This window comes from Pseudomonas akapageensis (genome assembly GCF_011355085.1).
Classification (GTDB): domain Bacteria; phylum Pseudomonadota; class Gammaproteobacteria; order Pseudomonadales; family Pseudomonadaceae; genus Aquipseudomonas; species Aquipseudomonas akapageensis.
Genome location: NZ_VXCP01000017.1, coordinates 214,786 through 229,189 on the forward strand (window position 1 = coordinate 214,786; position 14,404 = coordinate 229,189).

10 protein-coding genes and 1 pseudogene are annotated in these 14,404 nt (G+C 62.4%); 5 read left to right on the plus strand and 6 right to left on the minus strand.

The features are described 5' to 3' along the window. Nucleotides 1-10 precede the first annotated feature (10 nt). From F2S13_RS14485 to F2S13_RS14505, 5 genes are all read left to right on the plus strand, one after another. Nucleotides 11-2,386, plus strand: coding sequence for an efflux RND transporter permease subunit (locus F2S13_RS14485; protein WP_166361900.1), 2,376 nt, complete (start codon nt 11-13; stop codon nt 2,384-2,386). Between the two features lie 261 nt (nt 2,387-2,647). Then, complete coding sequence (locus tag F2S13_RS14490) at nt 2,648-2,935, plus strand: DUF5629 family protein (RefSeq protein ID WP_166361902.1); 288 nt, start codon at nt 2,648-2,650, stop codon at nt 2,933-2,935. Between the two features lie 69 nt (nt 2,936-3,004). Next, nucleotides 3,005-4,168 carry a lactonase family protein gene (locus tag F2S13_RS14495; protein WP_425500230.1) on the plus strand — a complete coding sequence of 388 codons (1,164 nt, stop codon included), beginning with the start codon at nt 3,005-3,007 and terminating at the stop codon, nt 4,166-4,168. Between the two features lie 117 nt (nt 4,169-4,285). Further along, nucleotides 4,286-4,465, plus strand: coding sequence for a hypothetical protein (locus tag F2S13_RS14500; protein ID WP_166361906.1), 180 nt, complete (start codon nt 4,286-4,288; stop codon nt 4,463-4,465). 507 nt (nt 4,466-4,972) lie between these two features. Continuing rightward, entirely contained in the window at nt 4,973-5,245 is a 273-nt protein-coding gene (locus F2S13_RS14505; RefSeq protein WP_166361908.1) for a hypothetical protein, read from the plus strand. Nucleotide 5,246: 1 nt separating this feature from the next. On the opposite strand, the gene F2S13_RS14510 is transcribed toward F2S13_RS14505, so the two are convergent. From F2S13_RS14510 to F2S13_RS14535, 6 genes and pseudogenes are all read right to left on the minus strand, one after another. Further along, a complete protein-coding gene (locus F2S13_RS14510; protein ID WP_166361910.1) occupies nt 5,247-5,840 on the minus strand; it encodes a glutathione S-transferase in 594 nt (197 codons plus the stop codon). Further along, the gene (locus F2S13_RS14515) at nt 5,837-9,484 is read right to left on the minus strand and encodes an AAA family ATPase (protein ID WP_166361912.1); all 3,648 of its coding nucleotides are present in this window, start codon (nt 9,482-9,484) and stop codon (nt 5,837-5,839) included. The genes F2S13_RS14510 and F2S13_RS14515 overlap by 4 nt, the downstream gene beginning before the upstream one ends. Continuing rightward, entirely contained in the window at nt 9,481-10,722 is a 1,242-nt protein-coding gene (locus tag F2S13_RS14520) for an exonuclease SbcCD subunit D C-terminal domain-containing protein (RefSeq protein ID WP_166361914.1), read from the minus strand. Before F2S13_RS14520 ends, F2S13_RS14515 begins: the two co-directional genes overlap by 4 nt. Nucleotides 10,723-10,786: 64 nt before the next feature. Beyond that, nucleotides 10,787-12,412, minus strand: coding sequence for a BatD family protein (locus F2S13_RS14525; protein ID WP_166361916.1), 1,626 nt, complete (start codon nt 12,410-12,412; stop codon nt 10,787-10,789). Then, complete coding sequence (locus F2S13_RS14530; protein WP_166361918.1) at nt 12,409-14,148, minus strand: VWA domain-containing protein; 1,740 nt, start codon at nt 14,146-14,148, stop codon at nt 12,409-12,411. Before F2S13_RS14530 ends, F2S13_RS14525 begins: the two co-directional genes overlap by 4 nt. After that, nucleotides 14,145-14,404, minus strand: a pseudogene (locus F2S13_RS14535) (BatB protein); the annotation flags it as partial. The pseudogene F2S13_RS14535 and the gene F2S13_RS14530, both read right to left, overlap by 4 nt.

Genomic DNA, 14,404 nt, shown 5'->3' on the forward strand with positions numbered 1-14,404 from the left:
GCAGTTTCCAATGAATAACCAGCAACAAGAAAAGGCGACCCTTCTCGAGCGCCTGATTTTCAACAATCGCCCGGTAGTGATTTTCATCTGTCTGCTGGTCAGTGCCTTCCTGTTCTACCAGGCCACGCTGATCCGACCTTCGACCAGCTTCGAAAAGATGATCCCGCTCAAGCACCCCTTCATCCAGAAGATGATCGAGCACCGCAATGACCTGGCCAACCTCGGCAACACCGTGCGTATCTCGGTCGAAGCGGTAGATGGCGACATCTTCAGCAAGGAGTACATGGAGACCCTGCGCCAGATTCACGACGAGGTGTTCTACATCCCCGGCGTGGACCGTTCCGGCCTCAAGTCGCTGTGGAGCCCGAGCGTACGCTGGACCGAAGTGACCGAGGAAGGCTTCGCCGGCGGCGAGGTGATCCCGCAGACTTACAACGGTTCGGCCGACACCCTCGAAGACCTGCGCAACAACGTGCTCAAGTCCGGACAGGTCGGTCGCCTGGTGTCCAACGACTTCAAGTCGAGCATCGTCGACGTGCCGCTGCTCGAGTCCTACCCGGACCCGGAAGATCAGGGCAAGCTACTGAAGCTGGACTACCAGCAGTTCTCCCATCAGCTCGAAGAGAAGATCCGTGACAAGTTCCAGGTGCAAAACCCCAATGTGAAGGTTCACATCGTCGGTTTCGCCAAGAAGGTCGGTGACCTGATCGACGGCCTGATCATGGTGGTGGCGTTCTTCGGCATCGCGTTCATGATTACCCTGGTGCTGCTGTACTGGTTCACCCGCTGCATCCGCAGCACCATCGCGGTGCTGATCACCACCCTGGTGGCGGTGATCTGGCAGCTGGGCCTGATGCATGCGGTCGGCTTCGGCCTGGACCCTTACTCGATGCTGGTGCCATTCCTGATCTTTGCCATCGGTATCTCCCATGGCGTACAGAAGATCAACGGTATCGCCCTGCAGTCCAGTGATGCCGATAACGCCCTGACGGCCGCCCGGCGTACCTTCCGGCAGTTGTTCCTGCCGGGCATGATCGCGATCCTTGCCGATGCCGTGGGCTTCATCACCTTGCTGATCATCGATATCGGCGTGATCCGCGAACTGGCCATCGGCGCATCGATCGGTGTGGCGGTGATCGTGTTCACCAACCTGATCCTGCTGCCGGTTGCGATTTCCTATGTCGGTATCAGTAAAAGAGCGATCACCCGCAGCAAGAAGGATGCAACCCGCGAGCATCCGTTCTGGCGCCTGCTGGCAAAATTCGCCAGTCCCAAGGTGGCGCCTGTGTCCATCGTCCTGGCCTTGCTCGCCTTCGGCGGCGGCTTCTGGTACAGCCAGAACCTGAAGATCGGCGACCTCGACCAGGGTGCGCCGGAGCTGCGTCCGGACTCGCGCTACAACAAGGACAACCAGTTCATCATCGACAACTATTCGACCAGCTCCGACGTGCTGGTGGTGATGGTCAAGACCAAGGCCGAAGGTTGCTCGACCTATGCGGCCATGGCCCCGATCGATGAATTGATGTGGAAGATGCAGAACACCCCGGGCGTGCAATCGGCCGTCTCGCTGGTGACCGTGTCCAAGCAGATGATCAAGGGCATGAACGAGGGCAACCTGAAATGGGAATCCCTGTCGCGTAACCCGGATGTGCTGAACAACTCCATCGCTCGCGCCGATGGCTTGTACAACAACGACTGTTCGCTGGCGCCGGTACTGATCTACCTCAACGACCACAAGGCCGAGACCCTCGACCGCGCAGTCAAGGCCGTCAAGGAGTTCGCCCAGGAGAACAACAAGGAAGGCCTGGAGTTCCTGCTCGCCGCGGGTAACGCCGGGATCGAGGCGGCCACCAACGAAGTGATCAAGTCGTCGGAACTGACCATCCTGATCCTGGTGTACATCTGCGTGGCGGTGATGTGCATGATCACCTTCCGTTCGTTCGCGGCAACCTTGTGTATCGTTCTGCCGCTGGTGCTGACCTCGGTGCTGGGTAACGCCCTGATGGCCTTCATGGGCATCGGCGTGAAGGTGGCGACCTTGCCGGTGGTAGCGCTTGGCGTAGGTATCGGTGTCGACTACGGCATCTATATCTACAGCCGCCTGGAGAGTTTCCTGCGTGCCGGCATGCCGTTGCAGGAAGCCTACTACCAGACGCTGAAATCCACCGGTAAAGCCGTGCTGTTCACCGGCCTGTGCCTGGCCATCGGCGTGGCGACCTGGATCTTCTCGGCGATCAAGTTCCAGGCAGACATGGGCCTGATGCTGACCTTCATGCTGCTCTGGAACATGTTCGGTGCGTTGTGGCTGTTGCCGGCGCTGGCCCGGTTCCTGATCAAGCCGGAGAAACTGGCGGGCAAGGTGGGTGGGTCGTTGTTTGCTCACTGATTAGCTCAGAAATAAAAAACCGCAGCCCAGGCTGCGGTTTTTTTTGTGCCCCCACCTCGTTCCTACGCTCCGCGTGGGAATGCATTCCGAGACGCTCCGCGTCACGCTCGCACGGCTCGACGCAGAGCGTCTGACACGGCATTCCCACGCAGAGCGTGGGAACGAGAGGAGCGTACCCTGTAGGAGCGGGCTTCCCCGCGATGGCCTCACTGCCGATTTACTGGCGTATAATGCCCGGCTACCCCCAAGCGATTGTTTGTCATGACTGGTACTACCGATTCCCTGCTCGATGTTCTTGATGCCTGCGACATGTTGTTGATCGATGGCCTGCATGCCTTCGATTTCACCCAGCCCGAGGAGGGAGGGCTGCGCATCGAGTCCATGGACGGCCGCGACATGAAACGCTGGTTTTTCACCCCGGCCGAAATCGAGGCAGCAACTTTCGATGCAACCCAACAGGCATGGCTGATCAACGCCGCCAATGGCAATCACCAGCTAGTCTGCATGAGCGCCTTTTCTGCCAGCGATGACGACAGCGAAGAGGAATAAGTCCCTTCGTGATGGTTGCCAACTGCCTCGCAGAATCCTTGTCTGTTGAAAGGGCCTGCGAGGAACGACTTGATGAAGCGCTTACTGATCCCTCTTTTGCTTATCGGTGCCCTGGGACTGATTGCCCAGCATGCTGCAGCGACTGAATACGACCTGTTGGTGGGGACCTACACCCAGGGTGGCAGCGAAGGCATCTACCGCTATCGCTTCGACAGCAACAAAGGCCGGATTTCCAGCCAGCCGCTGCAGGTGGTTAAAAGCCCCAACCCGTCCTGGTTGACCCTGTCCCGTGATCGAAAACATCTGTTCGTGGTCAACGAAAACGGACCTGGCCAGGCAGATCCGGTCGGACGGGTCAGCAGTTTCGCCATCGCCCCGAAAACCCATGAACTGAGCCCGATCAATCAGGTGCAAAGCCTGGGTGATGAACCGACCTATTCGAGCCTGAGCAAAGATCAGACGTATCTGTTCGTCGCCAACTATGCGGTGAAACCCGAGCTCGGGGGCAGCCTGGTCGTGCTGCCAGTGGCGGCCGATGGCAAGTTGTCGGCCGTGGTGCAACAGGAAAACCATGAGGCCAGTCACGTCAACCCTGAGCGGCAAGCTTCGTCCCATGTGCATTCGGTCGTGTCATCGAAGGATGGCCGTTATGTGTTTGCCTGTGATCTGGGTGCCGACAAGGTGTTCGTCTACCGTTTCGACCCGCTGAATAAAACGCATCCGTTGACTCCCGCCAACCCGCCGGCAGTGGCCTTGCCGCCGGGTAGCGGGCCGCGACACCTGGTGTTCGGGGCGAACGGCAAGCAGGCCTACCTGACGCTGGAGATGAGTGCCCAGGTGGCGGTTTTCGATTATCAGGGCGGTAACCTGGTGCAGCGTCAGGTCATGGCGTTGACCGATGCGCCGGACACGGTGGCGAAGGCGGGCGGGGCGATTCATGTTTCTGCCGACGGCAGGTTTCTCTATGTCAGCAATCGTGGCACGGCCAACGAGCTGCTGGCCTTTGCCATTGCACCGGGCAACGGCCAGCTCAAACCCTTGCAGCGGCGCTCGGTGGAAGGCGATCATCCGCGAGAGTTCAGCCTTGATCCAAGCGGGAAGTTCGTGTTGATTGCCAATCAGAAGAGCAACGAGATCACCGTACTCAAGCGGGATCCGCGCACGGGCCTGCTGGGCAAGACGGTGCAGAAGCTGGCAATCGACTCACCGTCGGACCTGAAATTCATCTATTAATGGCGCTGATATTCGCTACTGTTCCAATGCATTTCTATCGATGAACCTCGCGGCGTAAGTTTGATTCACGGCCCAACCGGGCATGCATTCAAACCAAAGACTTCGAGGGTTAATGCCATGAACTTCAATATCTTCTCCGTTATCGCTGCATCGGCCATCTCCGCTACCGTCGCACTGCCCGCCAGCGCTCAGGTCGAAATCAACGACAAAAAAACCGGTACCCACAGCTACACCCAGCAATACCTGCAGAAAAGCGCCCACTTCTACGCCGCACTCGATCACAAAGCCCAACACTGAACACAACCGCCTGCCTGCGCGAATGCTCGCTTGAACCTGACCAGAGCACTCGCGCAGACAGACCTTCGACCTATTTTGTCGCGACGGTGAAATACCCTTGGCACTGGCACATAGCCATGTGCTTAAATTTGACGCTGAAATATTGACTCTATCTCGCTATGGGATTCGAAGCATGATTTGGCGTATCGCGACTGTCGTTCTGTTTCTCTATTCCACACCCATTCTGGCTGCCACGCTGGAAGGCGATGCCGTGCGCGACCGAGAAGCCAGCGTGGTCCAGCGCTGAGCAGCGGGATCTGGATCAATGAAATCGATAGCGACCATTAACATAGGTTGCTACTCATTGAGCTGGGTTTGATCGATTCTGTGGGCAAGACAGACGCCCCCGGAGATCCCCATGGCCAGTTCAATTCTTCATTCCGCAAAGCTTGGCGCCTACCTGGTCATTGCCTTGTACCTCGCCGTTATCTTCGCCGCGATTATCTCGACTCAGTTCGCGGTGGGCGTATGAAAGGGACAAGACTTTGGGTGGCCGCCTTTCTGGCAGTGCTCACCAATGGCGACTCTCTGCTCGGGGTAGGGCAGGCCTCGGCGGGCTCATTGGCCAAGGGTATCGAGTCCAATCACAACATCGCCCACAGTATCGAGAATGCCAAGGCGCACGGCATGCTGGCCGGCACGCCGCCGAGCAAGCCGCGGCAGGTGATCGCCGGACCGTTCCTGCTCGATTGCTCCGTGTTGCCACGTTGCATTCCGGTGGCGGACCCGGCGGCGGTTTGATTCAACGGGCCATGATGGCCTTGAACAGCGACGACTCGAGCAATCCCTTGAGCCAGTCCTGCAAGCGTGGGTATGGCGCTTGCCCGAACCAGTCGGGGTCGACGGCGGCGAACTGGCGGATGAAGGGCATGATGGCGATGTCGGCCAGGCTCGGGTGATCGGCGAACAGATACGCTTGCTGCTGCAAGCACTCCTCGAGCGTTTGCAGAAAACCGCAGGCTTGCTCGCGGTAGTGCTCAAGCGAGTGTTGCGGATAGCGATCGGCGTACTTGTAGTGATTCAAATGCACTTTGAATACCTGATCGTTTTCGCTGATCAGCCGGTCGGCGTGCAGCCGGGCTTCGGGGGCGTCACCCAGTAGCCAGTCCTGCGGGTCGTTGCGTGCAAGTGCCCAGCGCATGATCTCCAGGCTCTCATCGATCACCTGCCCGTCAACGCTCAATACCGGAACCGTGCCCTTGCTCGACAAGGCCAGCATTTCTGCCGGCTTGGCCTTGAGGCTGACTTCGACGATTTCCACCGGACAGCCGCTGTAGCGCAGCGCCATGCGCGCACGCATGGCATAAGGGCAACGGCGGAAGGAGTAAAGAATCATCCGCTGACCTCCACACTGCTCAAGCCGTTGCCCTGGCGGCGCACCTGGATCTGTACCGGGATGCGTTCGTGCATTTCCTGCACGTGGGAGATCACCGCGACCTTGCGGCCCTGGGCCTGCAGGCCGTCGAGGGCGTCCATGGCCAGCTGCAGGGATTCGGGGTCGAGGCTGCCGAAACCTTCGTCGATGAACAGGGATTCGATCTTCAGGGTGCTGGAGGCCATCGAGGCCAGGCCCAGGGCCAGGGCCAGGGAAACCAGGAAGGTTTCGCCACCGGACAGCGAATGCACCGAGCGCAGCTCGTCGCCCATTTCGGTGTCGAGTACCAGCAGGCCGAGCAGGCTGCCGCCGCGCTTGAGCCGGTAGCGCCGGGCCAGTTGCCGCAGCTGGGCGTTGGCGTGGTGCACCAGCAGATCGAGGTTGTAGCCCTGGGCGATCTTGCGGAAAACGTCGCCCGTGGCCGAGCCGATCAGCGCGTTCAGTCGCGCCCAGCGCTGCCATTCTCCATAGGCCTGGGCAATGCGTTCGGCCAGGGCCTGGTTGGCCTGCTGGCGACGCTGGTCGTCGGCCTGTTCGGCACGGAGTTCGGCGCACTGTTGTTCGCTGGCGACCAGTTGTTGTTGCAGGTCGCTCAGGGCCTGTTCCAGTGGCTCCGTCGGCAGCTCGCCACTGGCCAGGGCCTGATGTTGCTGCAGGCGCTGTTCCCGCTCCTGCACCAGCACCCGGGCTTGCTCGATGGCTTTTTCAGCGCTTTGCAGGCGCTGGCGCAACTGGTTCAACTGCTCGTCGTCGACCGCCAGCAGTTGTGCCAGCCCGGCATCGTCCAGCTCCGGATGGCTCTGGCGCCATTGCCCAATGGCGCTGTCCAGCTGACGGTTTTCCCGTTCCAGGGCGTCGCGTCGTTCCTCTTTGGCCTTCAGTTCGCCCGCTTGCTCGATGGACTGGGCGAGGGCCTCCTGCAATTGCCGGTTGGCCGTGGCTTCCGCGTCGCGGGTCTGCTCTACGCGCAGCTCTTGCTGGTGCTGCCAGTGTTCGGCACTGTTGTGCTCGCCGATCAGCGCAGCCAGGGCCTCGCGGGTCTGTTGCATCTGATTGCCGAGCGCTGCGACCTGCTGTTGCAGTTCTTCCTGTTTCTGGACCCGCGTCTGTTGCAGCAGCTGGGCTTTTTCCAACTGCTGCTGGCGTTCGCCGTGTTCCTGCTGTTCGTCCTTCTGCCGATCCTGCAGTTCCAGGCGCAGGGCCAGTTGCTGGTCGAGTTGCAGGAAGGTGGCAGCGGGTTCCTGGCACAGGGCCTGAAGGATGTCGGCCGGCAGCAGGTTGGCAAAACTCGCCAGCTCCTGTTCCAGGCGTTCCTCGTCGGCGCTCAGTGCATGCTGCTGTTGGCTCAGCTGCTGGGCGGCCTGTTGGCTGGCGTCGATTGTGGCCTGCAGTTGTTGCTGCAGTCGCGCGGCGTCCTTTTGCAGGGTCAGCAGGGTGTTCTGCCGTTGCTCGTCGCGGCTGATGCTGTCGTTCAGGCGACGCAGATGCTGCTCCAGCCAGGTCGAACGCGCGCTGGCGTCCTGGTCGGCGAGTTGTGGATAAAGTGAGTGCGCTTCCAGGCTTGGTGCCAGCGCTTGCTGCTCCTTGGCCAACTGCTCTTGCTGGTGCAGGTACTCCTTGATCTGACCATTCACGCCACCGAGCTGCGCGCGCAGTTCGTCGAGCTTGTCCTTGAGCCCATCCACGACGCGCTGGGCCCTGGCCTCTTCGTCCTGATCGTGGCGTCCGAGGCTTTGCAGCAGCGCTTCAGGTTGGTGGTAAGGATGCTCCTGGCTGCCGCAGACGGGGCAGGGCTGGTCATCCTGCAATTGCGCGCGCAGTTCCTCGACACTGGCGCTGCGGGCCAGGCGCTGGCGCTCGAGCAATTGTCGCGTGATGTTCAGCGCCTGTTCGGCGGCCGTCAGCTCATTCTTGCCTTGCAGGCCTTCGCTGATGAGCCGTTCGCGATGTTGCTGAGCCGCCTGCTGGCGTTCACGCAAGGCCTGGACACGTTGCTCCAGTTCCTGCTGGCTGGCCCAGAGCCGAGCCAGCTCTTCGACCGCGCGCTGTTGTTTGCGGTTGTCCTGCAGCAGCGTGCCCAGCAGGCCGATCTGCTCGGCCAGGGCATCGGGTTCGGCACCGGCTTCATGGTAGAGCAGTGCCAGGGCGGCACGGTGTTCCTGCAACTGACCAGCCACCTGGTCGGCACGTTGCTTGAGTCCGGGCAGTTCTTCACGGCCCTTGTTGAGCCGGTTGCCGATCAGCATCAATTGCTGCAGCTGACTGCGATAGGCGCTCCAGGCGTCGCCCAGGCTTGCCAGGTGCGCGCTCTGGTCGAGCTGCTCGCTGATCTGGTTCAGTCGTTCGCTGTTGCGCTGTTGTTGTCCGGTCAGTGCCAGGAGCTGTTGCTGGCCTTTGGCACTGGCCTGCTCGGCCTGCTGGCAGAGCGCGGTACCTGTGCTCGATTCCTGCTCAAGGCGCGCCAGCGTGTTCTGCAGGGCGAAGGCCTGACGCAGCAGCGGGGCGTTTTCCGTCTGCCGGGCGAGGGCCTGGCTCAGTGCCTCGCTGGCAGCGCCCAGGTCCTGCCCCAATTGTTGTTGGCGAACCTGCAGCTCGCTGTGTTGCTGGCGTTGTTGTTCGATGCTGGCGGCCAGCGGCGCGAGCTGGCTGACCAGTTCCAGTTGCCGGGCGAACTGATGACGCTGTGGTGCGAGCTGTTCGAGGCGCGCCAGGTTGAGGCGTTCGGCCTGGAGCCGCTCCCAGTGTTGCTGGGCACTGTGCAGTTGCTCGGTAGCGGCGCCTTGCTGGTCTTGCAATTGCTTGAGTTCGGCAAGCCAGTTGCGTTGTTGTTCCAGCTGGCGCAGCTGCGCCTGTTGCGCCTTGAACCGGTGCTGGGCCTCGGTGTAGCGCTGGTCGAGTTCGGCACGGTCCTGGGGTGCCATTGGCGTGATGCCGCTGGCCTGATCCAGCAGGGCCTTGTGTGCCTCTTCGGCTTCCTTGCTCTTGCTGTAGGCACGGCGTCCCAACTGGCTGTAGATCGCTGTGTTGGTGAGCTTTTCCAGCAGCTCGCTGCGTTCCTTGTCGTCGGCCTTGAGGAAGGCGCTGAACTCGCTCTGGGCCAGCATCACCGCGCGGGTGAACTGCTCGAAGTTCAGGCCCAGGCGGGCCTCGATCAGCTGTTCGTACTCGCGTTTGCTCTGATTGCTCAGCAACTGGTTGCTGTCCAGATCCTGCAGGCTCTGGCGACTGCCTTGCAGCTTGCCGGTGGCCTTGTCGCGGGCGCGATTGGTTTCCCAGCGGGCGCGGTAACGGCGGCCGTCGATGCCGACGAAGTCCACTTCGGCAAAACCACTGCCGGTGCCACGGCGCAACAGGGTGCGCGGGTCACTGGTGAGGATGTCGGTATCGACCTCCGGCAACTTGGTTTCCCGACCGATGCTGCTCAGCCGCGGCACGGTGCCGAACAGCGCCAGGCACAGGGCGTCGAGCAGGGTACTCTTGCCGGCGCCGGTCGGGCCGGTGATGGCGAACAGGCCGGCGCTGGCCAGCGGTTCGGCGGTGAAATCGATCTCGAAGGGGCCGGCCAGGGAGGCCAGGTTCTTCAAGCGGATGGCAAGAATCTTCATGGCTGCTCCTCTTCCTGCTGGACGTCCTGCAGGAGCAGGGCAAAGTCGGCCAGGGTCTGCTCATCGACGCTGTTGCCGTAGGCCTGCTCCCAGGCACGGCTGAACAGTTCCTGCGGGCTCAGCTGGCCCAGCTCGATCAGGCGCGCGCTGTCGTCGCCGTCGGCACCCTGGCTGCCGGCATATTCGGCGGCGATGCGTACCAGGCGCACGGCCTTGCCTTGCAGGGCGGTCTCGATCTGTTGGCGCAGGTCCGGTTGCGGTTCGTCGAGGCGTACCCGCACTTCCAGCCAGGGCTGGCGCTGCGGATCGTCGAGCAGGTCGACGTCCGGCAATTCGGCCAGTTGCCCGAGGATCTCCGACAACGGCGCCGGGCCCAGCCGTTGCAGATGCACGGCGCGGGGGATCAGGCGCGGCTCGACGCTGCGCAGTACGGCGCCATCCAGCTCGATTTCAAGGATCTGATGCTGATAGCCGATTTCCGAAAACGACAGGGGGATCGGCGAGCCACTGTAGCGTATGCGTTCCTCGCCATTGACCCGTTGCGGCTTGTGCAAGTGGCCGAGGGCGACATAGCTGATGTCCGCGCCGAACAGGCTGGCGGGCAGCGCTTCGGCGTTGCCGATGATCAGGCTGCGTTCGGAGTCTTCGGAGACCGAACCGCCGGCCATGTGCGCATGGCTGACGGCGATCAGCGCCTGGCCGGGCTTGCGCTGCTTGAGCGCCGCCTCGATCAGCCATTCGTGGACCTGGCCGATGCCGCGCAGGTAGTCGTCGCCCAGGTGCGCGCCGGTGACCTCGGACGGTCGCAGGAAGGGCAGCGCCAGGCACCAGCCGGCAATCTCGCCGCTGGCGTCCGGCAATGGGATCAGCAGGCGTTCGGCGTCGAGTTGGCCATCGTCCAGCCACAGCACCCGGCCCAGGGCATGGGTGCGCAGGCGACGCATCAGTGGCGCGGGCAGTTCGATGCGCGAGCCGGAATCGTGGTTGCCGGCAATCATCACGATGGTCAGGCCGGGCTGCTGCTCATGGGCGCTGACGATGAAGTCGTAGAGACGTTCCTGGGCTTTGACCGGTGGGTTGACCGTGTCGAAGATATCGCCCGCGATCAACAGCACATCCGGTTGGCGCCGGGCCAGTTGCCCCAGCAGCCAGTCGAGGAAGCAGGCGTGTTCGAAGTCACGCTCCTGGCCATGCAGGTTTTGCCCCAGGTGCCAGTCGGAGGTGTGAAACAGACGCATGAAGAGTTCCGCAACATGGGCCCGGATCCTGTCGATCCGGGCCGAGTTTTATTTAATGTAGAGTTCATTTAGGGTAAAGCGGCGGCAGGCTGCTGGGGTCGGTGACCGGTGCCTGAATATGCTCTGCGGGTGGGATGGTGCCGATCGCCCGCCAGAGCTCCTCGCCTTGCCAATACTGGCCCGTTTCGCTGTACAGCGCACCGTTCAAGCCATCGAGTGCATCGGACAGGGGCACGAAGCGTGCCGCCATGTCGGCCAGGGTTTCCGGTTGCTGGCGCGCCCAGGCATCGAGGGCCTGGCGGGTGGCCTGCGGGTCGTTGGCCTGGCAGGCGCGCTTGATGTCGTCGAGCAGGCTGCGCGGGCTGGGCCCGCTCTGCGCTGCACGCTGGATCGCCGGTTGCCGGCGTGCTCGCCACCACAGACCGAAGCCCAGCAGGGTGGTGCAGGCCAGCAGCAGGGTGCTCAGCTGCCAGGGCCACAGTGCGGTGCTGGAGGGGATCGAGCTGTCGCTGCTGGCCGGCGTATCCACCGCCAGCTCCGGGTTGATCAGCACGTGCAGACTGCGTGCGGGCAGGCTGCTGTGTTCCAGATGATCCTCATGGGTATTCCACCAGACCACCTCCAGTGCCGGCAACTCGATGTTACCACTGCGGGTGGGGACCAGCGCTTCACGTTCATCGCGAATGCCGATCAGGCCGCGATCACTGTTCTCGTTGCTCAGTTGCGGCTGGTCCGGATAGCGCCGCAGGCCATTGGCTTCGGTGGCGGGCAAGGGCGGCAATTGCGCACTGGAAAGGCCGTCGGCTTTCAGGGTCAGGGTCCGGGTTACGGAGTCACCGACTTTGATCTGCGGCGTGTCCGGGTTCCAGCTTTCACTGAGGCTCAGGCTGCGTGCCGGCAGCCAGGGCTGGTCGGCCGGATAGTCGGCGGGTCTGGCCTTGACCGTCAGGGAGATTTCACTGGAGCTGACCCGGGTCTGCTTGCCCGTCCTGGGCGCGCTGGCGTCCTGGCCCGTGCTGGTCTCCACGGGCGTGGCACTGAACACCTGGGCAGGAATGATCAGCGTGCCGCTTTTTTGTGGGTAGATCGCGTAGCGCATTTCAATGACGCCATGACGCACGCCATTGATGAGTTTTTCATAGGTCCGCGATTCCCCCAGTTGCTCGATACGGGCATCGGGAATCTGCAGCGGGGTGAGGCTGCTGTCGTCGTACAGGGAGACCGAGTGATAGATGCGCAGGGTCAGGATGACCTGGGCTTGAACGTAGATGCTGTTCTCGTCCACGCTGGCATCGATGAAGACCGGTGCCAGGCTGGTGGCAGCATTCTGTTCGCTCTGGATGACTTGCAGGCTGATCGGCTGGCTTTGCGCCTCGCCCAGGTGCAGCGCGGGTATTTCCACCGTGCCGTTCTGGCGCGGCAACAGGGTGATGATCCAGCGGGTGGTGGCCTGGGTGTTGCCGTCGATGGTGGTCAGGCGGTTGACCTGGCGGGTGTCGCGAACTTCGAACACTGCATCCAGGGGCGACAGGTCGGGTTTGCCGAACTGGGTGACATCCCGGGTTTCCAGGGTCAGTTCCACGGTTTCGCCTGAATTGAGCCGCGTGCGATCGACACTGGCGACCAGCTCTGCGGCTTCGACCTGCAGGGCGATCAACAGGCTGAGTAAAATGACGCTGATGCGACTCATCGGGTTTTTTCCTGATGCTGTTGCTGTTCATACCAGAATTTACGCCGCAGCAGTTCCGCCGGGTCGTCGGGGATCTGCCGCAGCCATTGTTCGAGTGCCTGGCGCTGTTCACCGTCCAGTGTATTGCTGGAAGGGCGTGGCGGTGGACGGGTGGTCGACTCGTCGTCGGTGCCTTCGCCGGTGGTTTTTTGGGCTGCATCGGTCGAGGGCTGGGCAGGCTTGGCCTGTTCGTCGCTATTTTCACTGTTTTTCTGCTCGGACTCGCTGGCAGCGGCTTCTTGCTGCGCGGCACTGTCGGCTTCGGCCTGAGCGTTTTGCGCCGCCTGCTCATTGGCGCTTTGTTCCTTCCTGGCGGCTTCTTCAGCGGCCTGCTGGCGACTGGCGTCCAGCAGGCCTTGAACCAGTTCCTTGTTTTGTAACGCCGGCTGCAAGTCAGGTTGAAGCTCCAGGGCTTGCTCATAAGCGTCGAGGGCGGCTTCCAGTTCACCGCTGCGGGCCAGGGCATTGCCGCGATTGTAATGGGCGCTGGCGCTACTGCCTTTGGCAAATTGTTGCGCGGCGCCGGCATAGTCGCCGGCTTCGTACAGGGCCAGGCCTTTCCATTGCGGCTCTTCGAAATGGCGCGCAGCGGCGGCCGGTTGCTGCCTCTCGAGCAGAAACTGGCCTTGCTGGTCGGGACGCAACCACAAATCGCGGAACTCAAGGGCATAGCTGGGCTGCGGCAGGCACAGTAGCAGTGGCAGGCAAAACAACCAGCCACGCCGGCCGGCGCAGGCCGCCAGCAACAACAACGGCAGAAGCAACCAGTAGCCCTGGTCGGCCCAGCTGTCGAGCTGTACGGTCTGGCCACTGCTGCGCAGGCTTTGCGGCCCCGACAACAGGCCCAGGCTGCGCAGGTCCAGGTCATCCACGCGCGCCTGGCGGTAGCGCCCGCCGACCTCGCCGATAAACGCCCTGAGGCTGGCATTGTCCAGGCGTGGCAGCAGAATCGCGCCTTGGGCATCCTTGAGGAATTCGCCGTTCTCCTGCGCCACCGGCGCACCCTCGGCGGTGCCGATGCCCAGCATCAATAAATCGGGGCCCTGACGCCCGAGGGCCTGACGGATGCCCTGGCGCTCCTGCTCATTCAGTGAAGAACCGATCAGCAGTATTCGACCCTGGCCGATCGCGCCCTGGGCGAGCAGGGCCAGGGCCTTGCGCACGGCGAGGTCGGCGCGGTGCCCTGGCTCGGGCATGATCGAAGGCTTGAGCGCCTCGAGCAGGTTGCGGCTGGTGGTCAGGTCATCGGACAGCGGTACCAGCGTGTGGGCGCTGCCGGCGTAGACGATGATTGCCGTTTGCGCATCGCTGCGCCGCTCCAGCAAATCGAGCAACTTGCGCCGGGCCTGTTCCAGGCGGTTGGGCGCGATATCACTGGCGAGCATTTCCGGCGTCAGCTCCAGCAGTACCACCAGAGGGTCGGCCGGTTTCTGGCTGGATTGTTCCACCCGTTGCCAGCTGGGGCCGAGCAACGCCAGTACGGTCAGCAGCCAGGCCAGGCCAAGGGCGACCCACGGCAGTTTGCTGTCGTGTCCGCTACCACCGCTGAGCAGCACCGGGTGAAAGGCTTTGGGCAGAATCATCTGCCAGCGCCCGGCGCGCTTCTGTCGGTGCCAGAGTTGCCAGAGCAGCCAGCCGAGCAAGGGCAACGACAGCAGCCACCAGGGCCGGAACCAGTGAGGCCAGAGCGCGATCATCGACGCCTCCGCAGGCGCAGGCGCTTGAGCTGCGCGCGCCATTCGGGATGCGGTTGCAGAAAGTTCGGCTTGGTGAGCAGGCGCTGCAGCGGGTTGTCCGGCCAGCGCTCGCGCAGCACCAGCAGCAGGCTCGCCAGCAAGGCACCGGCCAACGGCCAGCTGTACAGGGCTTGGGCGGGGCGGGCCTGGGTGGGTTGTTGCTTTCCCGGTGCCCTTTTGTCGCGGGCTTTGCCGGTTGCCTCCCGTTGCTGCCCGT